The 22087-nt window shown below is 66.8% G+C and carries 21 protein-coding genes; 3 read left to right on the forward strand and 18 right to left on the reverse strand.

Annotated features, from left to right (window positions below; all coding sequences use genetic code 11):
- Window positions 1–8: 8 nt before the first annotated feature.
- From GA645_RS16075 to GA645_RS16145, 15 genes are all read right to left on the reverse strand, one after another.
- On the reverse strand, window positions 9–1130 hold the full coding sequence (locus GA645_RS16075; RefSeq protein ID WP_152224014.1) for a muconate cycloisomerase family protein: 1122 nt from the start codon (window positions 1128–1130) through the stop codon (window positions 9–11).
- Between the two features lie 53 nt (window positions 1131–1183).
- Window positions 1184–1957 carry a 1,6-dihydroxycyclohexa-2,4-diene-1-carboxylate dehydrogenase gene (locus tag GA645_RS16080; RefSeq protein WP_152228131.1) on the reverse strand — a complete coding sequence of 258 codons (774 nt, stop codon included), beginning with the start codon at window positions 1955–1957 and terminating at the stop codon, window positions 1184–1186.
- Window positions 1958–2037: 80 nt separating this feature from the next.
- Window positions 2038–3051: a benzoate 1,2-dioxygenase electron transfer component BenC gene (benC, locus tag GA645_RS16085; protein WP_152224015.1), complete on the reverse strand. Its 1014-nt coding sequence runs from the start codon at window positions 3049–3051 to the stop codon at window positions 2038–2040.
- A gap of 77 nt (window positions 3052–3128) precedes the next feature.
- Window positions 3129–3614, reverse strand: a complete 486-nt coding sequence (gene benB, locus GA645_RS16090) for a benzoate 1,2-dioxygenase small subunit (RefSeq protein ID WP_372239763.1) — start codon at window positions 3612–3614, stop codon at window positions 3129–3131.
- Window positions 3614–4981 (reverse strand): benzoate 1,2-dioxygenase large subunit, encoded by a 1368-nt coding sequence (gene benA / locus GA645_RS16095; RefSeq protein ID WP_152224017.1) that lies wholly within the window; start codon window positions 4979–4981, stop codon window positions 3614–3616. Before benA ends, benB begins: the two co-directional genes overlap by 1 nt.
- Before the next feature lie 152 nt (window positions 4982–5133).
- Window positions 5134–5583, reverse strand: a complete 450-nt coding sequence (locus GA645_RS16100; protein ID WP_218572328.1) for a cupin domain-containing protein — start codon at window positions 5581–5583, stop codon at window positions 5134–5136.
- Between the two features lie 254 nt (window positions 5584–5837).
- The gene (locus GA645_RS16105; RefSeq protein WP_152224018.1) at window positions 5838–6791 is read right to left on the reverse strand and encodes an AraC family transcriptional regulator; all 954 of its coding nucleotides are present in this window, start codon (window positions 6789–6791) and stop codon (window positions 5838–5840) included.
- A 122-nt stretch (window positions 6792–6913) separates the two neighbouring features.
- Window positions 6914–8263 (reverse strand): MFS transporter, encoded by a 1350-nt coding sequence (locus GA645_RS16110; protein ID WP_152224019.1) that lies wholly within the window; start codon window positions 8261–8263, stop codon window positions 6914–6916.
- A 277-nt stretch (window positions 8264–8540) separates the two neighbouring features.
- Window positions 8541–9659: a sigma-54-dependent Fis family transcriptional regulator gene (locus tag GA645_RS16115; RefSeq protein ID WP_152224020.1), complete on the reverse strand. Its 1119-nt coding sequence runs from the start codon at window positions 9657–9659 to the stop codon at window positions 8541–8543.
- The gene (locus GA645_RS16120; protein ID WP_152224021.1) at window positions 9656–10861 is read right to left on the reverse strand and encodes an acyl-CoA dehydrogenase family protein; all 1206 of its coding nucleotides are present in this window, start codon (window positions 10859–10861) and stop codon (window positions 9656–9658) included. Before GA645_RS16120 ends, GA645_RS16115 begins: the two co-directional genes overlap by 4 nt.
- Window positions 10862–10991: 130 nt before the next feature.
- The gene (gene ssuD / locus GA645_RS16125) at window positions 10992–12137 is read right to left on the reverse strand and encodes an FMNH2-dependent alkanesulfonate monooxygenase (RefSeq protein ID WP_152224022.1); all 1146 of its coding nucleotides are present in this window, start codon (window positions 12135–12137) and stop codon (window positions 10992–10994) included.
- Between the two features lie 10 nt (window positions 12138–12147).
- Entirely contained in the window at window positions 12148–12708 is a 561-nt protein-coding gene (msuE, locus tag GA645_RS16130) for an FMN reductase (protein ID WP_152224023.1), read from the reverse strand.
- 195 nt (window positions 12709–12903) lie between these two features.
- Entirely contained in the window at window positions 12904–14028 is a 1125-nt protein-coding gene (locus tag GA645_RS16135; RefSeq protein WP_152224024.1) for a saccharopine dehydrogenase family protein, read from the reverse strand.
- Between the two features lie 38 nt (window positions 14029–14066).
- Entirely contained in the window at window positions 14067–14468 is a 402-nt protein-coding gene (locus GA645_RS16140; protein ID WP_152224025.1) for a GFA family protein, read from the reverse strand.
- Window positions 14469–14562: 94 nt separating this feature from the next.
- Window positions 14563–15690 (reverse strand): ATP-NAD kinase family protein, encoded by a 1128-nt coding sequence (locus GA645_RS16145; protein WP_152224026.1) that lies wholly within the window; start codon window positions 15688–15690, stop codon window positions 14563–14565.
- A gap of 228 nt (window positions 15691–15918) precedes the next feature.
- On the opposite strand from GA645_RS16145, the gene GA645_RS28845 reads away from it, so the two are divergent.
- Complete coding sequence (locus GA645_RS28845; RefSeq protein ID WP_178119558.1) at window positions 15919–16092, forward strand: PA1571 family protein; 174 nt, start codon at window positions 15919–15921, stop codon at window positions 16090–16092.
- Window positions 16093–16111: 19 nt separating this feature from the next.
- Here the strand turns inward: GA645_RS28845 and pdxB are convergent, their stop codons facing one another.
- The gene (gene pdxB / locus GA645_RS16150; RefSeq protein ID WP_152224027.1) at window positions 16112–17260 is read right to left on the reverse strand and encodes a 4-phosphoerythronate dehydrogenase PdxB; all 1149 of its coding nucleotides are present in this window, start codon (window positions 17258–17260) and stop codon (window positions 16112–16114) included.
- Window positions 17261–17497: 237 nt separating this feature from the next.
- Here pdxB and GA645_RS16155 point away from each other — a divergent pair, with 237 nt between their 5' ends.
- The gene (locus GA645_RS16155) at window positions 17498–18910 is read left to right on the forward strand and encodes an MATE family efflux transporter (RefSeq protein ID WP_152224028.1); all 1413 of its coding nucleotides are present in this window, start codon (window positions 17498–17500) and stop codon (window positions 18908–18910) included.
- A 3-nt stretch (window positions 18911–18913) separates the two neighbouring features.
- On the opposite strand, the gene rhtA is transcribed toward GA645_RS16155, so the two are convergent.
- On the reverse strand, window positions 18914–19798 hold the full coding sequence (gene rhtA, locus GA645_RS16160) for a threonine/homoserine exporter RhtA (RefSeq protein ID WP_152224029.1): 885 nt from the start codon (window positions 19796–19798) through the stop codon (window positions 18914–18916).
- Between the two features lie 64 nt (window positions 19799–19862).
- On the opposite strand from rhtA, the gene GA645_RS16165 reads away from it, so the two are divergent.
- Window positions 19863–20453 carry a helix-turn-helix domain-containing protein gene (locus tag GA645_RS16165; protein WP_372239764.1) on the forward strand — a complete coding sequence of 197 codons (591 nt, stop codon included), beginning with the start codon at window positions 19863–19865 and terminating at the stop codon, window positions 20451–20453.
- Between the two features lie 793 nt (window positions 20454–21246).
- Here the strand turns inward: GA645_RS16165 and phnX are convergent.
- Window positions 21247–22074: a phosphonoacetaldehyde hydrolase gene (phnX, locus tag GA645_RS16170; RefSeq protein ID WP_152224031.1), complete on the reverse strand. Its 828-nt coding sequence runs from the start codon at window positions 22072–22074 to the stop codon at window positions 21247–21249.
- Between the last annotated feature and the right edge of the window lie 13 nt (window positions 22075–22087).

Consider the following 22087-nt stretch of genomic DNA (forward strand, 5'->3'; position numbering starts at 1 on the left):
TTTCTCCGTTAGTGGCGGGCGAAACGCGCCAGGCGCTCTTCGTCGAGGCTCAGGCCAAGGCCGGGCGTGCGCGGCACGTGCAACTGGAAGTCGCGGTATACCGGCGCTTCGGTGACGATTTCCTCGGTGAGCAGCAGCGGGCCGAACAGCTCGGTGGCCCAGGTGAGTTTTTCCAGGGTGAGGAAGGCGTGGGCCGAGGCCAGGGTGCCGACCGCGCCTTCCAGCATGGTTCCGCCATACAGCGCGATGCCGGCCGCCTCGGCGATCTGCGCGGTGCGCAGCACGGCGCGCGGGCCGCCGTTCTTGGCGATCTTCAGGGCGAAGATGCTGGCCGCGCCGTCGGCCGCGAGGCTGAAGGCGTCGGCCACACTCTCGATGGATTCGTCGGCCATGATCGGCGCCGGGCTGCGCTGGTTCAGGCGCACCTGGCCGCTGCGATTGATGCGCGCGATGGGCTGCTCGATCAGGTCGATGCCGTTCTCGCCGAGCACCTGGCAGCCGCGGATGGCCTGGGATTCGTCCCAGCCCTGGTTGACGTCCACCCGCACGCTGGCGCGCTCGCCCAGGGCTTTCTTGATCGCCACCACATGCTTGAGGTCCTGCTCCAGCGGGTTGGCACCGATCTTCAGTTTGAAGATGCGATGCCGGCGCAGTTCCAGCATCTGCTCGGCTTCGGCGATGTCGCGCGCCGTGTCGCCGGAAGCCAGGGTCCAGGCCACTTCCAGGCTGTCGCGCACGCGGCCGCCGAGCAGTTCGCTGACCGGCAACCCCAGGCGCTTGCCCTGGGCGTCGAGCAGCGCGGTTTCCACCGCCGAGCGGGCGAAGGTGTTGCCCTTGATCGACTTGTCCAGGCGCTGCATGCAGGCGTTGATGTTGCTGGCGTCCTGGCCGACCAGCAGCGGCGCGAAGTGCACGTCGAGGTTGGCCTTGATGCTTTCCGGGCTCTCGTTGCCGTAGGCCAGGCCACCGATGGTGGTGGCTTCGCCGAGGCCTTCGATGCCGTCGGAGCAACGCAGGCGCAGGATGACCAGGGTCTGCTGCTGCAGGGTGTGCATCGCCAGCTTGTGCGGGCGGATGGTCGGCAGGTCGACGATGATCGATTCAAGATGTTCGATGACGGGGCTGCTCATGACAGTATTTCCGTTCGGGTTACTGGAGGGTGGGCGCTGCCCACACGGTCGATTCAGCCGAGGTCGCCGCCACCCACCGGCAGGGTCACGCCGGTGATGTAGCTGGCGTCGTCGGAGGCGAGGAAGAGAATCGCGCCGACCTGTTCGTCGATGGTCCCGTAGCGCTTCATCAGGCTGCTGTCGACGGTCTGGTCGACGATCTGCTGGTACCAGACCTTCTCCTGTTCGCTCTGCTGCGCCGCATTGCGCGGAATGCGCCGGGGCGGCGCCTCAGTGCCGCCGGGGGCGGTGGCATTCACCCGTACGCCGCGCTCGGCGGTCTCGAAGGCCAAACAGGCGGTGAGCGCATTCACTCCGCCTTTCGCTGCGCCGTAAGGCACGCGGTTAACCCCACGGGTGGCGACGGAGGAAACGTTGACGATGGCGCCAGCGCCCTGCTCCAGCATCGGCACCAGCGCCGCGCGGCAGCACCACAGGGTGGGGAACAGCGAGCGGCGCACCTCGGCTTCGATTTCCTCCTCGGCGTAGTGCTCGAAGGGCTTGGCCCAGATGGTGCCGCCGACGTTGTTGACCAGGATGTCGAGGCGGCCGAAGCGCCCGAGCGCCTGGGCGACCACGCTCTGGCAGTCAGCGAAGCGTTCCAGGTCTGCGGTCAGGGTGAGCACTTCGCCGTACTGGCCGAAGGTATCCTGCAGTTCGTGGACGATCTCGGAGCGGTCCACGGCGATGATCTTCGCGCCCTCTTCCGCCAGCCGCTCGGCGACACGCCGGCCGATGCCCTGGGCGGCGCCGGTGACGAGGGCGATCTTGTTGTTGAATCGGTTCATGGTGACCTCGTTGGGTTCACTGTAGGAGCGCGCCATGCGCGCGATCGCGGGCATGGCCCGCTCCTACATGCGTGCGGGGTTCAGGCAGCGCTGGCGGCGAACTTTTCGTAGTAGAAATTCGCCGGGGTGATGCCCTGTTCGCGGATGTACTGGCTGACCGCCTCGACCATCGGCGGCGGACCGCAGAGGTAGATGTCCACCTCGCCGTCGTTGAGGTGCGCAGGCTCGATGTGCTGGGTGACGTAGCCCTTGCGTGGGTAACTGCTCTCCGGGCTCGCCACGCAGGCGCTCCAGGTGAAGTTCGGGATGCGCGCGGCGAAGGCTTCCAGGCGGTCCATCTCCACCAGGTCGAAGTCGTGGGTGACGCCGTAGATCAGGTGCAGCGGATGCTCGCTGCCGCGCTCGGCGATCTGTTCGAGCATCGCGGTGAAGGGCGCAAGACCGGTGCCGCCGGCCAGCAGCAACAGCGGCCGCCTGATCTCGCGCAGGTAGAAGCTGCCCAGCGGGCCGGCCAGGGTCATGGCGTCGCCGGCTTTGGCCAGGCCGGTGAGGAAGCTGCTCATCAGCCCGCCCGGCACATTGCGGATCAGGAAGCTGACCTCGCCATCCTTCTGCAGCGAGCTGAAGGAGTAGGCGCGGCTCTGCCCGCTGCCCGGCACCTGCAGGTTGACGTACTGCCCCGGCAGGAAGGCCAGCCGGTTCAGCGCTTCGCCCTTGATCGACAGCAAGAGGGTGCTTTCGGAGAGCTGGCGCACCGCGCTGATGCTGGCCTCGAAGCTGGCCTGGGCGGTCTTGCAGACCTGCGAGGAGGCCGGCACCCGCACCACGCAATCGCTCTGCGCGCGCATCTGGCAGGTGAGCACGTAGCCCTGCCCGGCTTCGTCCTCGGTCAGCGCGTCCTCAATGTACTCCTGGCCCAGATCGTAGCGGCCGGCCTCGGCGAAGCACTTGCAGGTGCCGCAGGCGCCGTCGCGGCAGTCCAGCGGGATGTTGATGCCCTGGCGGTAGGCCGCGTCGGCCACGGTCTCGCTGGGGCTGGCGTCGATGAAGCGGGTAACACCGTCTTCGAAATTGAGGGCGATCTTGTGGTTCATGGCATGCACCTCGGCACCGGGCTGGCAGCAGTACGCGCGGCGAATTTACGCGCGCAGCGGCTGCCCTGCCGGCGGGGTTAGATGTGGTAGATGTCGATGACCTGGCGGACGTAGTCGTTCTTCAAGACCACCTTCTTCGCCTTCACCAGCGGCTGCTCGCCGCGCACGTCGAGGGTGTAGAAGCTGGTGCCGAAGTGGCTGTCGACGGTCTTGTAGCGGAAGCTCAGGGTGTGCCAGTTGAAGCGCACCTGGCACAGCCCGTCGGCCTCGCCGAGCACCTCGATGTTGCTGAGGTTGTGCGAGGTGCGGGTGTCCGGCAGGGTCGCGCTGGAACGCTCGGTCTTGATGCGGAACACGCGGTCTTCCAGGCCGCCACGGTTGCCGTACCAGATCAGCGAGATTTCCCGCTGCGGGTCTTCGGTGAGCTGGTCGCGGTCGTCCCAGGAGGGCATCCAGAAGGTGGCGTCGGCGGCGTACAGTTCCAGCCAGGAATCCCAGTCCTTGTCGTCGAGGTAGCGGGCTTCGCGGTAGAGGAAGTCGCGGACGGTCTCATAGCGGCTCATCACACGCCCTCCTCTTTCACTGCAATGCGGTTGGCCTGCTCGGCCGCCAGCGCGTCGATCATGGTCTGCTGCCAGTACTGGTGCTGCAGCACGAACAGGCCTTCGTCCTCGGTGCGCACGCCGGAGAGCGCCGGCGCCAGCTCGATTTCCCGCGCTGCCTCATCGGCGCCGTCGATCCAGTGCTTCGCGCCACGCGACATGTCGTTCCAGCCGCCGGCGCTGCCCTGGTAGGCCTGCTGGCAGGAGCGGAATTCCTCCAGGTCGTCCGGCGTGGCCATGCCGCTGACGTTGAAGAAGTCCTCGTACTGGCGGATGCGCTGGGCGCGCGCCTCACTGCTCTCGCCCTTGGGCGCGATGCAGTAGATGGTGATCTCGGTGCGGTTGACGTCGATGGGCCGGGCGATGCGGATCTGCGAGCTGAACTGATCCATCAGGTAGACGTTGGGGTACAGGCAGAGGTTGCGCGAGTTCTCGATCATCCAGTCGGCGCGGGCCTGGCCGTGGTCACGGGCCAGTTCGTCGCGGCGCTCGAAAGCCGGACGCGCCTCGGGGTTCGCCCAGCGGGTCCAGAGCAGCAGGTGGCCGTGGTCGAAGGAGTAGAAACCGCCGCCCTGCTTGGCCCAGCCGCCGGCGCTCATGGTCTTCACTTCCTCGCCGGCTTCGCGCTGCTGGCGCTGGTTCTGGGTAGCGGCGTAGTTCCAGTGCACGGAGCTCACATGGTAGCCGTCGGCGCCGTTCTCGGCGGTGAGCTTCCAGTTGCCTTCGTAGATGTAGCTGGAGGAACCGCGCAGCACTTCCAAGCCTTCGGGGGACTGGTCGACGATCATGTCGATGATCTTCGCCGACTCGCCCAGGTGCTCCACCAGTGGCTTGACGTCGGCCTTCAGGCTGCCGAAGAGGAATCCGCGGTAGGACTCGAAGCGCGCCACCTTGGTCAGGTCGTGGGAGCCTTCGCAGTTGAAGCCGTCCGGGTAGCCGGCCTCGGCCGGGTCCTTGACCTTGAGCAGCTTGCCGGAGTTGTTGAAGGTCCAGCCGTGGAACGGGCAGGTGTAGCTGGAGCGATTGCCGGACTTGTGCCGGCAGAGCATGGCGCCCTTGTGACTGCAGGCATTGAGGAAGGCGTTGAGCACGCCGTCCTTGTTGCGTGCGATGAAGATCGACTGGCGACCGATCATGGTCGTGAGGAAGTCGTTCTTCTCGGGAATCTGGCTTTCATGGGCGAGGTAGACCCAGTTGCCTTCGAAGATGTGCTTCATCTCCAGGTCGAACAGGCGCGGGTCGGTGAACATTTCCCGCCGGCAGCGGTAGACACCCTTCTCGGGGTCTTCTTCGAGCAGCGAACGCAAGTAGTCGATACCCAGGGACATGGCCGGGGCCTCCGTTGTTTTTGTTCAGGCAGGCTCAGGTTATGGCTGGGTTGGCGGGGGCAATATCCGCTTTGTGCAGAGTGCTATCCAGTTTCTGCAGGCGGCTGAAGCAGATGGGCTGGCGGCTCCTGGCGGGGCCGCCAGCAAGGGGCTCAGAGGTGGAAGACGACGCCGTATTCGCCGGCGACCTGCACGGTTTTCGGGACATCCACGGGGCCGGGTGGCACCTCGCGGTCCAGCGCGCGGAACATCTCGATGGCCTGGCTGCCGGCGCCGGTCACTTCGATCATCTCGCCGCCGCCGAGGCCGAAGTTGAAGCCATGCAGGGTGCCGGCGGGAATATGGATCAGCGTCCCGGCATGGCAGGCCGCCGTACGCCCGGCGACGGTGAAGGAGACCTCACCCTGGAGCACGTAGAAGGACTCGTCCCAGTCGTGGGTATGCAGCGGCGGGCCGGCGCCTTCCTCGCCCGACTGGAAGGTGATCCGCTGCGCCGCCGAGTCCGTATCGGCCACCAGCACGTTGATGCGGATACCGACGACGTTGAGGGCGGGGCTCCGCTCGCCCGGCGCGAGAATGAACGGGTTGGAAATCATGGACATGGCCTCCCCTTGGGGCGGCGCAAAATGCACACGCCTCTTTCCAGTAGAGTTCATCGACAAAAGCCAGGCGGGGAATCGGAAGAACGGCAGGGAACGCGTCGCGCTTTCATAGGGACAACGGTCTGTTGTGTTCCCGTAGGATGGCGTAGAGCGTCGCGAAACCCATCAGTTCCGTGCGCCAACAGCATGGGTATCGCTTCGCTCCACCCATCCTACGAGCCGGTGATTTCTGGGAATCCACGATGTACGGCGAATCAGCCGCGACGCTTGAGCGTCTCCGACGGCAGCTCCCCGAACTGCTGGCGATAGCTCTCGGAAAAGCGCCCCAGGTGCAGGAATCCATAATCCAGCGCCAGCTCGGTAACGCTGCGCACCGGGCAGGCCGGGTCGGCCAGGCAGGCGCGGATGCGCTCCAGCTTGAGGCGCCGGATGTACTGGCGCGGCGTGGTGCCGGCCTGGCGCTCGAACAACGCGTAGAGCGAGCGCAGGCTCATGGATGCCTGGCGGGCCAGGGCCTCGACGTCGATGTCCTCGCGCAGGTGGCCCTCGATGTACGCCTCGATGCGCTCGAAGGAAGCGCTGGCGCCGGCGATCGGCTCGCGGCTGACGTTGCTCTTGAGCAGGGTCAGCAGCTTGCTGGCGACTATCTGCTGGTAGTGCTCGTCGACCCGCGCCAGGCGCTCGCTGGCCTCGGACTCCTGGCAGACCATCGACAGCAGGTTGACGAAGCCTTCCAGCTCACCGAGCTGGTAGCGGCTCTCGGTGAAGCGCACGCCAGCGCGCGGATGACTCCAGCGCTGCTCGGCACAGATGGCTTCGAGCAGGGTCACCGGAATCTTCAGGATGAATTTCTCGCAGTCGTCCGAGTAGGTCAGGTCGACCGGATCGTCCGGGTTGATCAGCAGCAGCTCGCCTGGCGCCAGGTAGTGCTCCTGGCGCTGGCCGCGCCACAGGCAGTGGCCGCTGAGCAGGATCTGCAGGTGGAAGATGCTTTCCAGCGCCGGCGAGGTGACGCGCACCGCGCCGCCGTAGCTGATGCGGCACAGGTCGAGGCTGGCGAAGCGCCGGTGGTTGAGGCTGGCCTGCGGATGCCCGTGGGCCGGCAGGCGCAGGTCGTGGGTGCCCACGTGCTGGTTGACGTAGCCGGACACCGCGTAGGGGTCGGCGCGTTCGAACACTCGGCTACGTTCGCTCAGCAGGTTTTGCATACAAGGCACTCACGGTTGTTGTCGGCCGCGATCTGCGCCGCGGTCGCTCCAGTCTAGGCGAGCGGCGCGAAGAGGGAACGGGACCGAGATGAATGGCAACACACTCCCTTGCCCGCACGCTCTCAGGTGGCGTCGGCGTGGCTGACCAGGCCCTTGATCACCACGGCGGCGGTGGCAATGGCGGCCGGGACGATCAGCGCGGTCAGCACCTGTTCGAAGTTCCAGCCGAGGCCCAGCAGGGTGGCGCCGATCCAGGCACCCAGGATGGCGCCGAAGCGGCCGATGCCGAGCATCCAGGACACCCCGGTGGCGCGCCCCTGGGTTGGGTAGAAGCGCGCGGCGAGCGATGGCATGGCCGACTGCGCGCCGTTCACGCACATGCCGGCAGCCAGCACCAGGGTCGCCAGCAGCGTGACGGTGCCCAGGCTTTGCCCCACGCAATAGGCGAACACACCGGCCAGGCAGTAGAAGATGCCGATCACCTTGTGCGGATTGAACCGGTCCATGGCCCAGCCCACCGCCACCGAGCTGAGTACTCCGCCGAGCTGGAACAGCGCGCCGATGAAAGCGGCCTGCTCCATGCTCGCGCCGGCATCGCGCATCAGGGTCGGCAGCCAGCTGGTCAGCAGGTAGACGATAACCAGGCCCATGAAATAGGTCAGCCACAGCAGCAGGGTGCCGGCGCTGTAAGTACCGGAGAAGATCAACCGGAACACGTTGCCGCCCTGTACCGTCTTCTGCTCCGGGATGCTGAAGTCGCGCGCGGCGACCACCTCGGCCGGCGCGATGGGCGCCAGCACGCGCCTGACCTGCTCCGCCCCGCGATTACGCACCACCAGGAAGCGCGCCGACTCCGGCAGCCATACCAGCAGCACCACCGCCAGCACCAGCGGCAGCACGCCGCCAAGCAGCAGCAGGCTGTGCCAGCCGTAGGCCGGGATCAGCTTGGCGGAGACAAAACCGCCCGAGGCCATGCCCAGGTTGAAGCCGCAGAACATACTGGTCACCAGCAGCGACTTGAGGCGTTCGGGGGTGTACTCGGAGAGCAGCGTGGTGGCGTTGGGCATCGCCGCCCCCAGCCCCAGGCCAGTGAGGAAGCGCAGTGCCAGCAGCTGGTCGAGGTTTGCGCTGTAGGCCGAGATCAGGCTGAAGAGGCCGAACAGGAACACCGCCACCACCAGCACGCCCTTGCGCCCGAAGCGGTCGGCCAGCGGGCCGGAGCCCAGCGCGCCGAACACCATGCCGATCAGCGCAGCACTCATCACCGGGCCGAGGCTGGCGCGGTCGATCCCCCAGTCCTGGGTCAGCGCCGGGGCGATGAAGCCCATGGCGGCGGTATCCAGGCCATCCAGGAAGACGATGAGGAAGCACAGCAGCACGATGCGGCACTGGTACAGCGACAGCGGCTGGGCGTTGATGAAGGTCTGGACGTCGAGCGTGCCGGCAGCGGGCACGTGGGCGGAGCTGGTCATGCGAAGGCTTCCTGCGAAGGGTTCGTCGCAGCAATGCCAGCCACGCCGGCACCGCTCTCGACGGACAGGAATGAGGCGCAAGCCGGAGCACGCACGGACCGGCAATCAAGGCAGGCGATGAATGCCCAGGCTGACGCTCATTGTTGTTATTGCCCCGCCCGGCCGGGCGGGGTTGGGCCAACAGTACGGAGAGTCACCGGGCGGTTCAATTCGATGATCGCCTATGCGTTCGATTAGCGAACAGCTTTGGCCGTCATTGTCGCCGCTGGCCGCCGTTTCAGATCGATAACCGCACAACCCGGTCCGGATCGACATCGTTACCACCGCGCCGCTTGTTCACCACCAGTTCGCCGATAGCGATCAGCCGGGTGCGGGTGACGTTGCGGGTCAGGCCCAGCAGGTTCGCCGTGTGCACCTGGTTGCAGTGGCAGAAGCGGTAGGCCGCGCGCAGCAGGGCATCCTCCACCCGCGCATGCAGGTTGCCGCCCTGCTCCTCGAACAGCCGCTGGAAAGCCTGCTGCAGCAGTTGCTCCGCGCCGAGGGAATCCAGGCGCGGCTCATCGCTGCGCTCGATACGCAGGTTGGACAGGTGCAGGTCTTCCGCGCGCACCACGCCATCGCGACAGATCAGCAGGGTGTGGTGGATGACGTTCTCCAGCTCGCGGATGTTGCCCTGCCACGAATAGCTGCGCAGCTTCTGCGCCGCCTCGGCGCTCAACTGACTCGGGCCGTAGCCCAGGCGCCGGCTGTACTCGGCGATGAAGTGACGGATCAGCGGCAGGATGTCGCCGGGCCGCTCGCGCAGCGGCGCCAGCTCCAGGCTGACCACATTGAGCCGGTAGTAGAGGTCCTCGCGGAAGTGCCCGGCGTTGATCGCCTTCTCCAGCTGCACATTGGTGGCCGCCAGCACCCGCACGTTGATCGGGATGCTCCTGCGCGAGCCCAGGCGCACCACTTCGCGCTCCTGCAGCACGCGCAGCAGCTTGACCTGGATCGGCATCGGCAGGTCGCCGATCTCGTCGAGGAACAGCGTGCCGCCGTCCGCCTCTTCGAACCAGCCGGCCTTGGCCGCCAGCGCGCCGGTGAAGGCGCCCTTCTCGTGGCCGAACAGCTCGGCTTCCACCAGGGATTCGGAGAAGGCCCCGCAGTTCACCGCCACGAACGGCCCGCCGCGCCGTGCGCTGAGGTTGTGGATGTGCCGCGCCACCAGCTCCTTGCCGGTGCCGGTCTCGCCGATGATCAGCACGCTGGCCTCGCTGGGCGCGACCTGTTGCAGGTGGTCGAGCAGCGCCTTGGATTTCGGGTCCTCGAAGACCTGGGCAGTGGCGCGGATGGAGGTGGCCAGCGCGGGGGTCTTGGGCAGGGTCAGCAGACCCTCGGGTGTGGTCGCGCTCATGAGTAGAAGGTCGGTTGCGGCAGTTGCTGGTTCAGCGCCCAGTCGCCCAGCTCGCGGACCTTATAGTCCACCGGGTCGTGCAGGGTCTGGGTACGCAGATTGCGCCAGTAGCGGTCGATGCGCAGCGCGGCATGGGTGGAGCGCGCGCCGGTGACTTCGAACAGGCGGTTGCAGATCTCCAGGCCGTTGCGGGTAGCCGCGACCTTGGCGGTGGCGATGGCCACGGCCAACCGGCCGCGTTCCTCGGCGTCCAGCGCAGCGCCCTTGCTCCAGGCTTCGTCGAGCAGTTGCGCGGCACGGCGCACCAGCAGGCGGGTGCTTTCCAGGCCAACCCAGAACTCGCCGTAATGCGCGAGCACGTAGGGATCTTCGGCGACCGTGGGGACGCTGGCGCGGAACCACGGGCGGGCTTCCTTCAGCGTGTATTGCCGCGCTTCCTCGAACGCGCCTTCGGCGATGCCGAGGAAGACGTGGGTGAAGATCAGCTGGGCGATCAGCGGGCGCAGGCAGGCGAACGGCGTGCTCAGCGGGCCCGGATCGAGCAGCAGTTCGCTCTCCTCCACCCGCACGCGCTCGAAGGTGGCGCTGCCGCTGTCGGTCTGGCGCTGGCCCATGTTGTCCCAGTCGTGGGCCAGGCTGATGCCGCTGCGCGCGGTGGGGATGGCGGCGATAAGCAGCTTGCCGCCCTCGCCGTCCAGCGCGGAGGCGATGAGCATTTCCGAGTCCAGCGCGCCGGAGCAGAAGCTCTTGCGCCCGGAGAACTCGCGCCAGCCGGCGAAGGTGCGCGACACGGTGCGGGTATCCAGCGGGTTCAGCGCGTTGCCCCAGAACCATTGATTACGTGCGGTCAGCTCGAACCACGGCTGCCACTGCTCGGGGCGCGAGAACAGGCGCACGGTGGCCAGCATCAGGTGCTGGAAGCCGAACACGTGGGCGATGGAGCTGTCGACCACGGCGAACTGGCGGACGATGTCCAGCGTGGTACTCCAGTTAGCGCCCAGGCCGCCGTACTCAGTGGGGATGATCAGCGACAGCAGGCCGCTCTGGCGCAGCACATCGCGCTCGGCCTTCGGCGTACCGCCACGGATGTCGCGCTCGGCAGCGGTTTCGGCGAAACCGGCGGCCAGGCGTTGGGCAATTAGCCCAGGGGTCAGTGCGGTCTGACCGGGTGTCTGTGCGTCGAGACGCGTCTTGGCGTTCACGCTCGCTTCCTTCTGAATGGGTTAATCGCTTTCTGGGTCCCCGCGTTCGCGGGGATGACAGCCCTTGGCACGCCTGTGGGCGAGGATGCGTCGTCACCCCCGCGAACGCGGGGGCCCAATGAACAACGCCTTAGCTCGCAGCCCGCACCGGCAGCACGTCGTTGGCGATCATTTCGCCGAACGGCCCGGTGAGGTTGGTCACGCCGCGCCCGGCGAGGCTGGCGTAGGGCTCGGGCAGCAACGGGAAAACCAGCTCGGCGAAGCGGTAGGCCTCCTCCAGGTGCGGGTAGCCGGAGAAGATGAAGCTGTCGATCCCCAGGTCGGCGTACTCCTTGATGCGCTCGGCGACCTGCTGCGCATCGCCCACAAGCGCGGTGCCGGCGCCGCCGCGCACCAGGCCGACGCCGGCCCAGAGGTTGGGATGGATCTCCAGCTGGTCGCGGCGTCCGCCGTGCAGCGCGGCCATGCGCCGCTGGCCTTCGGAGTCGAAGCGGGCGAAGGACTTCTGCGCATTGGCGATGGTTTCGTCGGAGATGTTGGCGATCAGCTTGTCGGCGGCCTTCCACGCTTCCTCGGCGGTCTCGCGGACGATCACGTGCAGGCGGATGCCGAACTTCACGCTGCGGCCCTGCTTCGCGGCCTTCTCGCGCACATCGGCGATCTTCTGCGCGACCGCCTGCGGCGGCTCGCCCCAGGTCAGGTAGACGTCCACCTGCTCGGCGGCCAGGTCATGGGCCTCGGCGGAGGAGCCGCCGAAGTACAGCGGCGGGTAAGGCTTCTGGATCGGCGGATAGAGTGCCTTGGCGTTCTCCACCTGCAGGTGCTTGCCGGCGAAGTCCACGGACTCGCCCTGCAGCACGCGGCGCCAGATGCGCAGGAACTCGTCGGTGACTTCGTAGCGTTCGGCATGGCTGAGGTGGATGCCGTCGCCACGGTTTTCATCCGGGTCGCCGCCGGTGACCACATTAATCAGCAGGCGCCCGCCGGACAGGCGATCCAGGGTCGCGGCCATGCGCGCGGAAACGGTCGGCGAGATGATCCCCGGACGGATCGCCACCAGGTAGCGCAGGCGCTCGGTAAGCGGCGCCAGGGCCGAGGCGACCACCCACGAATCCTCACAGGAGCGGCCGGTGGGAATCAGCACGCCGTAGTAGCCGAGGGAGTCGGCGGCCTGGGCGATCTGCTTGAGATAAGGCAGCGATACCGGGCGGGCGCCCTCGCTGGTGCCGAGGAAGTGGCCGTCACCATGGGTGGGCAGGAACCAGAATACGTTCATGGTTGAATCCTCAAGCGGTCTTCAGCAGTAACGGATGGGCGGCGAACAATGGCGCGGCGCGCTCGGCGGCCAGCTGGATGCGGGCACGCAGGGTGTCGCTGGTGATCTGGTAGTTGGCGAAATCCGCCTCGCTGGCATACACGCCAATGGGCAGGGTGATCGACTGGAAGAAGCTGAACAGCGGACGCAACTGGTGGTCGAGGACCAGCGCGTGGCGCTCGCTGCCACCGGTGGCGGCGAGCAGCACCGGGGTGTCGACCAGGGCGTGCATCTCCACCAGGTCAAACAGGTGCTTGAGCAGGCCCGGATAAGAGCCGCGGTAGACCGGCGAGGCAACCACCAGCAGGTCGGCGGTCTCGATCTCGCGCAGGGTTTGCTCCAACTCGGCGGAGAGTTCCTGGCGCGACAGCGCGGCGCCCAGAGGGCGGGCGATGTCGGCCAGTTCGATCAATCTGGCGTCTATCGGAAGCTGCTCGCCGAGGGCGTCCAGCACGGCCTGGGTAAGCACCAGAGTGCGCGAGGGGCGATAGGTGCCGCCGGAGACGGCGACCACTTTGATGGGGCGGGTCATGGGTTTTCCCTGTTGACTGTTGCGCTAGGTACAGAGCGCTTCAGCAAGGGTTGTACCAACCTCCGCAAGGGCCCGTAGCAACAGGGAAATGTGCGATTTCAGCGCAGTTTGCCGGGGTTTCGCCGGGGATTCCTGTCAGCCTGGCAACAACGCTGCTGATCCGCTGTTGCCAGGGCAACACCCTGGTGCCACCGATCAGGCGGCGACTTCACGCGTGCCGTGGGAAATCTTCAGCCCTTCGAGTTCGGCCAGATAGTCCTCGACGCTGATCAGCCCGACGCAGGGCATCGCGCCCCGCTGGTCGAGTCGCCCCGCCGCAAGCTTGCGCGCCAACGCCACGGCCGCCATGCAGGGGATGTTCGGGCCGTGGTCGTCCAGGGCGATCAGCTCCCAGCACAGCGTCAGTGCGTTGCCCGCCTCGTCCGCGCCCTTGACCTGCACGAACATGCCGCTGCGGCCGTCGCCCAGCGGCTGCATCGCCACCGCCAGCCGGTGCAGGCCATTGCTCAGGGCCGCGGCGTTCTTCAAGAGTCGCGCGCGTACCAGCCAGGACAAGCCCCAGGTACCGAGCTGGGTGATCCGCAAACCCAGGCCCGCGGAAAAACGCACCTCGCGCACGCCGGGGTAGCGCTGCGGGAACAGCTCCAGGTCCGGCACGTCGCAGTGGGCCACCCAGCGCCGGCCGAGCGGTTTGGGGAAGCGGTGCACGCTCAGGCCCTGCCAGCCGTGCACGGCCTGCCACTGGCCTTCGCGCCACTGGCGCAGCGGCTTGCCGCAATAGCCCAGGACGGCGGCCAGGGTGGCGATGCCGGGGATCTTCGCCGAGGAACTGATGCCGTGGTGAATGCTGTCCAGCCGCTGGAAGCGCGAGCGCAGCTGGTCGACCACCGCCGCGCTGAGCGCCGGGACCGAGCTGGCGCCGCTGCACACCAGTACCCCGGCGCGGCGGGCGGCACGGTCGAGCTCGCCGATACCGCAGACGAAGCGTCGCGCGTCGGCAAGATCGATGTAATGGGCCCGTGCACCGATAGCGGCACGAGCAACGCGGTAGTCCTGGCCCTGAAAGGGCCCGGCGGTGGAGATGACCAGATTGACCTTGAGCTCAATGAGCCGGCCAGCCAGCGTCGGCTGGTTCATGTCCAGGCACACGGCCTCGCCGCCTACCTCGCGCGCCAGCGCACTGGCACGCTTCTGGTCGCGTCCGCCGACCAGCACGCGAATCCCTTCGATCCCACTCAGGCGCCGAACGATCAGGCTGCCGAAATTGCCATAGCCGCCCAGTACCAGGACGCGAAATGACGGTTCAACTGACACAGACATCAATACTCCCTACACCCGCCGGCCTCATGCCAGCTCCCTCATCCAGGTTTCGCGCCGATGTGCCTCGGCAACGCATCGTCCAGCGGCCACCATGTAGCCCTGGACTCGATGTAGTAATGCCCTTCGGGCTTTGTCAGCAGCGGCTCGTCCAAGGTTCCCGCGCGCACGCGCAACACGTCCGGGCGCGAGTCGCGGGCGCTGTAGATCGGCGAGCCGCAACAGCCGCAGAACACCCGGCGCTTGTCCTCCGAGGAGCGGAAGTGCACCAATGCCTGCGCACCGGCCAGCAGCCTGAAGGCGTCGCTGGCAACCGGGACATTGGTGGCGAACGGACCGCCCTGGGCCTTGCGGCACTGCCCGCAATGGCAGACCTGGATCGGCGCCAGCTCACCGCTGATCGCATAACGCACCGCACCGCACAGACAACCGCCGGTATGCATCGCCCCGCCCCCTGTTCGCAGCCGCAAAGGCCTGGAGTCTAGAACAAGGGCGCGAACCTTCACCACCTCACCGACAACGGACGCGAATCCGGTCTCAGGCCTCGGGGCCCCAGCCCAGCGGATAGAGCAACTCTTCCTTGTAACCGGCCCAGACCCGTACCGCCGCCGGGAAGCTCGCATCCAGTGCCGCGTCACCGCTGTCGACCAGCAGTGGCCGGCCCTCCAGGGTGCCGAGCTTGCGCTTGGTGGCGATCACCCGCAGGCGGTCGATGCCGATGGCGCGCAGCACGCGCGGGCTGATCTGCTGGTTGCCGCGACCGAGGATGTGGCCCTGGCCACCAATGGCGGTGACCAGCAGGAAGGCCGGATGGCCATCCACCAGTTCGTACAGTTGCGACTCGGTGACGTCACGGGCGATCACCTCGCCGTTCTCGATCACGTCCACACCCAGCAGCGTGGTCTCCAGGTGCAAGTCGGCGGCCAGTCCATGCAGGGTCGAGCCGGGGCCGAAGACGTAGCGCACACCCGCTTCCCAACTGTCCTCCAGCCAGGCAGCGAGATCGGCCAGCACCAGTTCCTCGGTCTCCATGCCAGCCTGTTTGACGTGCTGCATGAAGTGCCCTTCCTCGGGCACGGTCAGCTCGGCGTACCAGCGCGCGGCGACACGGCCGTCACGCAGGGCGGCTTCGTCGAGGTCGCGCACCTCGCCCTGGGTCAGGCGCACCAGCCCCCCCTCGACCAACCGCAGCGCCAGCGCACCGGCGGCGCGCGGGCTGATGGCGTAGACCCCGGAGTGGATCTTCACCCCGGCGGGAATCCCCAGCACCGGCTGGCCCTCGCGCGCCACTTCGGCAACATCGCGCGCGGTGCCGTCGCCACCGGCGAAGAGGATCAGCGCAACGCCAGCGTCCTGCAGTGCCTGCACGGCGTGACGGGTATCCGCCGCCGAACTGCGCTCACCCTCGATCTCACCGACCAGCCGATGAGCGAAACCCATCTCAGCCAGCAGGTCGGCGCCCATCGGCCCCGGAAACGTGAGGAATTCCAAACGCTCGCGTTCGGGCAGCAACTGCTCCAGCGCCACCCGCGTGCGCTCCGCCGCCCGAGGCTGCGCGCCGCGCGCCAGGGCCAATTCGGCGACCCCGTCGCTGCCCTTGAGCGCGCTCGGTCCGCCGATACCGGCCAGCGGATTGATGATCAGGCCTATGCGAAAGCCGTCCATACTCACCTCGAAGGGACTCCAGATCGAATACCCGGTGCAATGCCGGGTCGACCTTCACTATAACGACATGCAGTAGACCGGGATCTTGCGGTTGGCACCCAACCTGCGAGGGCACAGTCGACTGCCGCTGTTGGTGACGATTCTCCGCCGCCGTCCGCGACGGCCTTTGTCACCGAGGCTTCATGTGATCTGCCTAGACTGCATTCAACGTTGTAGAGGAGACCGGCCATGAGCTTGCAACACCAGCAGAACCCCGCCCCGCGCCCTGCGCCCCGTGATCCGCAGCAACCGGTGGGCGGCTCGATCATCGACGCTCAGGGCCGCGAGATTCCGATCACCGAGGACATGATCCAGCGTGCCTGCCGCGAGCTGGAAAAGAGCGTCGAGTCGCCGCGCCGGTGAGCGCGCAGCCCCGTCCGCCCTACTCCCCGACCCGGTTGGCGCCCAGCGCCGTCAGCAGGTTTTCCAGGCACGGCGCATCGCCCTGGATGTCCACCCACAGCCCGGTGATTTCCCGCCGCGGCGGATAGTGCTTGCGCAGGGCGTCGAACGCCTTGCGCCGTGCCTCCACATCCCCCACCAGACTGCGCCGGAAAGCCGCGTCATCGCTGCGCGGGTCGTACACCGCACGGCACAGCATGGCCAGCGCCCAATCCGGATCGCACTCTTCTTTCAAGCTCAGTTCGGCCAGCCATTGGGCTGGCAGCAAATCATCCAGGCTCACCTCGGGCGAGCGTCCGAGCCAGGCGCAGAAGGCGTCGTAGATCTGCGCCGTGCCGCGCAGCTTGCCGTCCAGGCTGTAGCCGGCGATGTGCGGCGTGGCGATGCGGCAGCGCGCGGCCAGGTCGACGTCCACCTGCGGCTCGCCTTCCCACACGTCCAGCGCCACGTCCAGATCGGCGCCGGCTTCCAGATGCGTCCGCAGTGCGGCGTTATCCACCACGCCGCCACGGCTGGCATTGATCAGCCAAGTTCCCGGACGCAGCGCCTTGAGGCGCCCGGCGTCGATCAGGTGGCGCGTCGGGTTGTCACCATCGCGGGTCAGCGGCGTGTGCAGGCTGATCACATCGCACTCGCGCAGCACTTCTTCCAGGCTGCGGAAGTCACCACCCTCGACGGCGGCGCGCGGCGGATCGCAGACCCGCACATCCCAACCCAGGCCACGCAGCACATCCACCAGGCGTCCGCCGACCTGACCGGCGCCAATCACGCCGTAACGGCGCTCGGCCAGCTTCGCCCCGTGCACTTCGGCCAGGGCCAGCAGGCTGCCCAGCACCCAGTCCACCACGCCGCGGGCGTTGCAGCCCGGCGCGCTGGACCAGGCGATGCCAGCCTCGGCGAAATAGTCGAGATCGAGGTGATCGGTGCCAATGGTGCAGGTGCCGACGAACTTCACCTGGCTGCCTTCGAGCAGGGCGCGGCTGACGTCGGTGACCGAACGCACCAGCAGTACCTCCGCATCGCCCAGGGCGGCGCGGTCGATACCCCGTCCGGGCAGGCGACGGATTTCACCGTGACCGCCGAAGAAGGCTTCGACCAGGGGAATGTTTTCATCGGCAAGGATACGCATGGGCTGACTCCAGAAATCGGCACCGACTACTTTACCAGCGAGTCGAGCGATGCAGGCACGATCATCCGCACGGCAGACACCTGCAGGAGCGCCCCATGGGCGCGATCGCGGGCATGGCCCGCTCCTACAGGGGAAATGAATACACTCGTACGGCCGACACCAAGCTTTGCTGACCGGCTGGACAACCCTTAAACTGGCCGGCTTCTTTCCGCTTCCCGCCGCCAGAAAAGGATCGCCGTGACCAGCATCGCCCAGCCCGTCTCCCGTGGACGGCGCGCCCGCACCGAGTTCAAGGAACTGCTCAGCCTCGCCACACCGATCATGATCGCCCAGCTGGCCACTACCGCCATGGGCTTCGTCGATGCGGTGATGGCCGGCAGCGTCGGTCCGCGTGACCTCGCGGCGGTGGCGCTGGGCAACTCGATCTGGATTCCGATCTTCCTGCTGATGACCGGCACCCTGCTCGCCACCACGGCTAAGGTGGCGCAGCGCCACGGCGCCGGCGACCAGCCCGGCACCGGCCCGCTGGTGCGCCAGGCATTGTGGCTGGCGCTGCTGGTCGGCCCGCTGGCGGCGGCTACCCTGTGGTTCCTCTCCGAGCCGGTGCTGCGCGCGATGAAGGTCGAGGAAGCACTGATCGAACCCAGCTGCTTCTACCTGCGCGGCATCGCCTGCGGCCTGCCGGCGGTGGCGCTGTACCACGTGCTGCGCTGCTACAGCGACGGCCTGGGGCGCACCCGGCCGAGCATGGTGCTGGGCATCTGTGGACTGATGCTGAACATTCCAATCAACTGGATGCTGATCTACGGCCACCTCGGCTTCCCGGCGCTCGGCGGCCCCGGCTGCGGCTGGGCCACCGGCTCGGTGATGTGGTTCATGCTGCTGGGCATGCTGTTCTGGGTGAACTGGGCCAAGGTCTACAAGCCGAGCCAGCTGTTCGCCCACTGGGAACTGCCGAACCTCAAGGTGATCGGCGGCCTGGTGGCGGTCGGCCTGCCGATTGGTATCGCGATCTTCGCCGAATCGAGCATCTTCTCGGTGATCGCCCTGCTGATCGGTGAACTGGGCGAGAAGGTGGTGGCGGGCCATCAGGTGGCGCTGAACTTCAGCGCGCTGGTGTTCATGATCCCCTACTCGCTGGCGATGGCGGTGACGGTGCGCGTGGGTCAGGCCCTCGGCGCTGGCGCGCCGCGCGATGCGCGTTTCGCCGCGGGCGTCGGCATGGGCGCCGCGCTCGCCTACGCGTGCATTTCCGCCAGCGGCATGCTGCTGATGCGCGAGCACATCGCCGCGCTCTACACCCAGGACCCGGAAGTACTGGCGCTGGCAGCTTCGCTGCTGGTGTTCTCGGCGCTGTTCCAGTTCTCCGACGCCGTGCAGGTCACCGCTGCCGGCGCCCTGCGCGGCTACCAGGACACCCGCGCGACCATGATCATGACCCTGTTCGCCTACTGGGGCATCGGCCTGCCGGTAGGCTACAGCCTGGGCCTGGCCCACTGGCTGCAGGAACCCACCGGGCCGCGCGGCTTGTGGGAGGGCCTGATCGTCGGCCTGACCTGCGCGGCGGTGATGCTGTGCATCCGCCTGGCACGCAGCGCCCGGCGGCAGATCGTGCTGAACGAGCAGCGCCTGAGAGGCGTCGCCGGCTGAACCTCAGTCGGCGACCGGTAGCGCCAGCGATTCCTTGGGACGACTGCTGAGGGTGGTGCCCACCGAGGCGAAGATGATCGCAACGATGGCCAGCCACTGATGCGAAGTGAGCTGTTCACCGAGGAACACCAGTCCGGAGATCGCACCGAACGCCGGTTCGATGCTCATCAGGGTGCCGAAGGTGCGCGCCGGCAGGCGCATCAGGGCAATCATTTCCAAGGTGTAGGGCAGCGCGCTGGAGAGCACCGCCACGCCCAGCAGCGCCGGCAGGATGCTGGTATCCAGCAACGCGGTGCCGGCGTGGGCGAAGCCGATGGGGGCCACGCAGATCGCCGCGATGGTCACCCCCAGCGCCGCGCCCTGGGCACCGAGGTCATTACCGGCGCGCTGGCCGAAGATGATGTACAAGCCCCAGCACACGCCCGCCGCCAACGCCAGCGCGGCGCCCTTGGGGTCCACACCGTGGCCCAGGTCACCGATCGGCAGCAGCAGCCAGAGGCCGAACACCGCCATGCCGATCCACAGGAAATCAATCGGCTTGCGCGAGTAGTACAGCGCCACCGCCAATGGGCCGGTGAACTCCAGCGCCACCGCGATCCCCAGCGGCACGGTCTGCAGCGCCATGTAGAACATCAAGTTCATGCCGCCCAGGGTCACGCCGTAGGCGATCAGCGGCATCAGCGCCTTGCCCTTCAGCGACGTACGCCACGGCCGCAAGATCGCCAGCAGCATGATCGCGGCGAACACCAGGCGCATGGCCGTCACGCCTTCGGCGCCGACTACCGGAAACAGGCTCTTGGCCAGGGAGGCGCCGGACTGGATCGAGGCCATGGATACGATCAGCAGGAGAACCGGCAGGACAGTGGAGATAAAGCGGGAGCGAGGCATGATGCGGACCTGAACAGGCGTTGCAACGGTTGGGAATTCTTGGTTGACTGTTAAGCGCAACATAATGCGCAAAAAGGCCAGAATGAGCAATATATTGCCCACCATTTCCGAACGACCCAGCGTGCTGGTACACGTCGCCGACAACGTAAAGGCGCATCGCCGTAGCGCGGGCTTGAGCCAGGACGCACTGGCCAAGGCATCCGGCGTCAGCCGGCGGATGCTGGTCGGCATCGAGAGCGGCGACACCAATGTCAGCCTCGCCACCCTGGACCGTATCGCCGCCGCCCTGAACGTCACCTTCGCCGACCTGGTGCGGCCGCCGTCCACCGGCGGCCTGTCCCGTGTCGATGCCGTGGCCTGGGGCGGCCAGCAGCCCGACAGCCGCGGCACCCTCCTCGCCAGCACACCGGCCGCTCGCCAGGCCGAGCTTTGGCACTGGTCCCTGGCTCCCGGCGACCGCTACAACGCCGAGCCGGATGCCGAGGGCTGGTACGACATGGCCTATGTGATCGAGGGACGACTGACCATCGTGCTCGCCGATGAGACCGTGGAGGTCGAGGCCGGCGGTTTCCATGTGTTCAAGAGCAGCCAGCCGTTTTCCTACCAGAACCATGGGGATGTGCTGGTGCGGTTTGTACGCAACGTCGTGAACTGAGCGTTTCGCCGCCTCTTTAAGAGCTCCCGATGGGCGCTGATCGCGGGCATGGCCCGCTCCTACGGGTCAGCGAGGCACCGGAATCTTGTAGGAGCAGGCCATGTCTGCGACCGGTCGCGCGCCGAGACATCGCGGACGGAGTCTGCTCCTACGTTGTCTTCTGGGTGATTCCCCTTCGGGCCAGCGCAAGCGCTGTTCGCGATGAAGCCGCGTCCCGCGTTCGCGGGGAAGACATGTACAGAGCGCCAGTGCATGAAACGTCACTCCCGCGAAGGCGGGAGCCCAAAAGACAGTGGCTCCTACGTGGGCGCATGATGCCGGTGTTCACATAGAGCACCGAGTCATCCGCGATGGATTTCGCGGACAAGGTCAGCTCCTACGGGAGCAGCACACCGTCCTGGCTTTGGCACTTGAAGACTTCCAGCGAAACGTCCGCGCACTCCGAACGGCCCCTTTTCAGGAGGCCTCGTTGAATCGGCGTTTCAGGGGTTGAGCGACATGGATGTCGCGAGAGCCGCGATGGGCCATGGATGGCCCTTCGTGGGGGGACGCCTAGTTCGGGCCCCTGAAACTCCGATTCGACGAGGGAATTTTTCGCCTAAGCGAAAAACCGGATGGAGGGGCAAGACTTTTTGGTTCCTTTTGTGAGGGCGGCTATCCGACGTTTGCCAAAAGGGACTCGCCCGAGGGGGCGAAACAAAAACTCTCAGCGCATGCCGAAGCGGCGCAGAAACACCCAAGCGCGAATGAAAAAAGCCCGCACAAATGCGGGCTTTTTCTTTAACGCTGAAGGTCAGCTGCCCTGCGGCATCTCCCCCCGCGCCAGTCGGGCATTGATATCGACGATCACCCCCGGCAGGTCGGCAATGGTGTCGATCAGGTAGTGCGGCCGCGAACCCTCGAAGATCTGGCCAATGCGGCGGCGCTCCTGATCCAGCTTGTCCGCCGGCAGCGCCTTGAACTGCTCATAGGTCAGACCCAGGGCATTACCCGAGCAGGTCAGCGCCACGGTCCACATCCCGGCACTGCGGCCTTCGAGGATACCCGGCCAGGTGTCGTCGACCTTCACGCAGGCCGCCACATCGTTGATCCCCAGGGCGATCACGTTGGCCAGCGCCTGGGCCGGGTGCGGACGGCCGTTGGGTACTTCGTCGGTGGCTACAACATGGTCGGCGACGTAACCGTTGGTCTTGGCTAGGGCCACCACCTTCTCCATCACCACTGCCGGGTAGCCGGAGCAGGAACCGACCTTCAGGCCCTGCTTGCGCACGGCGGCGATTGCATCGAGTGCGCCGGGGATCAGCGCCGAGTGCTCGGCGATCTTCTCGATCTGCAGCGGCATGAAGCGCTCGTAGATCGCGGTGACGTCATCGTCGCTCGGCACACGGCCGAACTTGGCCTTGTAGCGCTCGGCGATGGCGGGAATGTCGCACAGGGTGCGGATGTGGTCCCACTTGCCCATGCCCATCGGGCCGCGGGCTTCTTCCAGGCTGACCTGGACGCCGAACTCGGCGAAGGCTTCGACGAAGATCTGGGTCGGCGCGAAGGAGCCGAAATCGACCACGGTGCCAGCCCAGTCGAGGATGACGGCTTGCAGTTGCTTGGGTTGTTCGTAGTTCATGAGATTCAATCCT

Source organism: Pseudomonas sp. SCB32 (assembly GCF_009189165.1).
In the GTDB taxonomy this organism is placed as follows: domain Bacteria; phylum Pseudomonadota; class Gammaproteobacteria; order Pseudomonadales; family Pseudomonadaceae; genus Pseudomonas.

Excerpts from the sequence above, each read along its gene's own strand:
- benB (WP_372239763.1), bottom strand. The coding sequence starts at position 3,614 with ATGAGCCGCTATGAGACCGTCCGCGACTTCCTCTACCGCGAAGCCCGC.
- ssuD (WP_152224022.1), bottom strand. The coding sequence starts at position 12,137 with ATGAACGTATTCTGGTTCCTGCCCACCCATGGTGACGGCCACTTCCTC.
- benA (WP_152224017.1), bottom strand. The coding sequence starts at position 4,981 with ATGTCCCTGGGTATCGACTACTTGCGTTCGCTGCTCGAAGAAGACCCC.
- GA645_RS16135 (WP_152224024.1), bottom strand. The coding sequence starts at position 14,028 with ATGTCTGTGTCAGTTGAACCGTCATTTCGCGTCCTGGTACTGGGCGGC.
- rhtA (WP_152224029.1), bottom strand. The coding sequence starts at position 19,798 with ATGCCTCGCTCCCGCTTTATCTCCACTGTCCTGCCGGTTCTCCTGCTG.
- msuE (WP_152224023.1), bottom strand. The coding sequence starts at position 12,708 with ATGACCCGCCCCATCAAAGTGGTCGCCGTCTCCGGCGGCACCTATCGC.
- pdxB (WP_152224027.1), bottom strand. The coding sequence starts at position 17,260 with ATGCGTATCCTTGCCGATGAAAACATTCCCCTGGTCGAAGCCTTCTTC.
- GA645_RS16165 (WP_372239764.1), top strand. The coding sequence starts at position 19,863 with ATGCGCAAAAAGGCCAGAATGAGCAATATATTGCCCACCATTTCCGAA.
- GA645_RS16140 (WP_152224025.1), bottom strand. The coding sequence starts at position 14,468 with ATGCATACCGGCGGTTGTCTGTGCGGTGCGGTGCGTTATGCGATCAGC.
- GA645_RS28845 (WP_178119558.1), top strand. The coding sequence starts at position 15,919 with ATGAGCTTGCAACACCAGCAGAACCCCGCCCCGCGCCCTGCGCCCCGT.
- GA645_RS16145 (WP_152224026.1), bottom strand. The coding sequence starts at position 15,690 with ATGGACGGCTTTCGCATAGGCCTGATCATCAATCCGCTGGCCGGTATC.
- GA645_RS16100 (WP_218572328.1), bottom strand. The coding sequence starts at position 5,583 with ATGTCCATGATTTCCAACCCGTTCATTCTCGCGCCGGGCGAGCGGAGC.
- GA645_RS16105 (WP_152224018.1), bottom strand. The coding sequence starts at position 6,791 with ATGCAAAACCTGCTGAGCGAACGTAGCCGAGTGTTCGAACGCGCCGAC.
- GA645_RS16080 (WP_152228131.1), bottom strand. The coding sequence starts at position 1,957 with ATGAACCGATTCAACAACAAGATCGCCCTCGTCACCGGCGCCGCCCAG.
- phnX (WP_152224031.1), bottom strand. The coding sequence starts at position 22,074 with ATGAACTACGAACAACCCAAGCAACTGCAAGCCGTCATCCTCGACTGG.
- GA645_RS16115 (WP_152224020.1), bottom strand. The coding sequence starts at position 9,659 with ATGAGCGCGACCACACCCGAGGGTCTGCTGACCCTGCCCAAGACCCCC.
- benC (WP_152224015.1), bottom strand. The coding sequence starts at position 3,051 with ATGAACCACAAGATCGCCCTCAATTTCGAAGACGGTGTTACCCGCTTC.
- GA645_RS16110 (WP_152224019.1), bottom strand. The coding sequence starts at position 8,263 with ATGACCAGCTCCGCCCACGTGCCCGCTGCCGGCACGCTCGACGTCCAG.
- GA645_RS16075 (WP_152224014.1), bottom strand. The coding sequence starts at position 1,130 with ATGAGCAGCCCCGTCATCGAACATCTTGAATCGATCATCGTCGACCTG.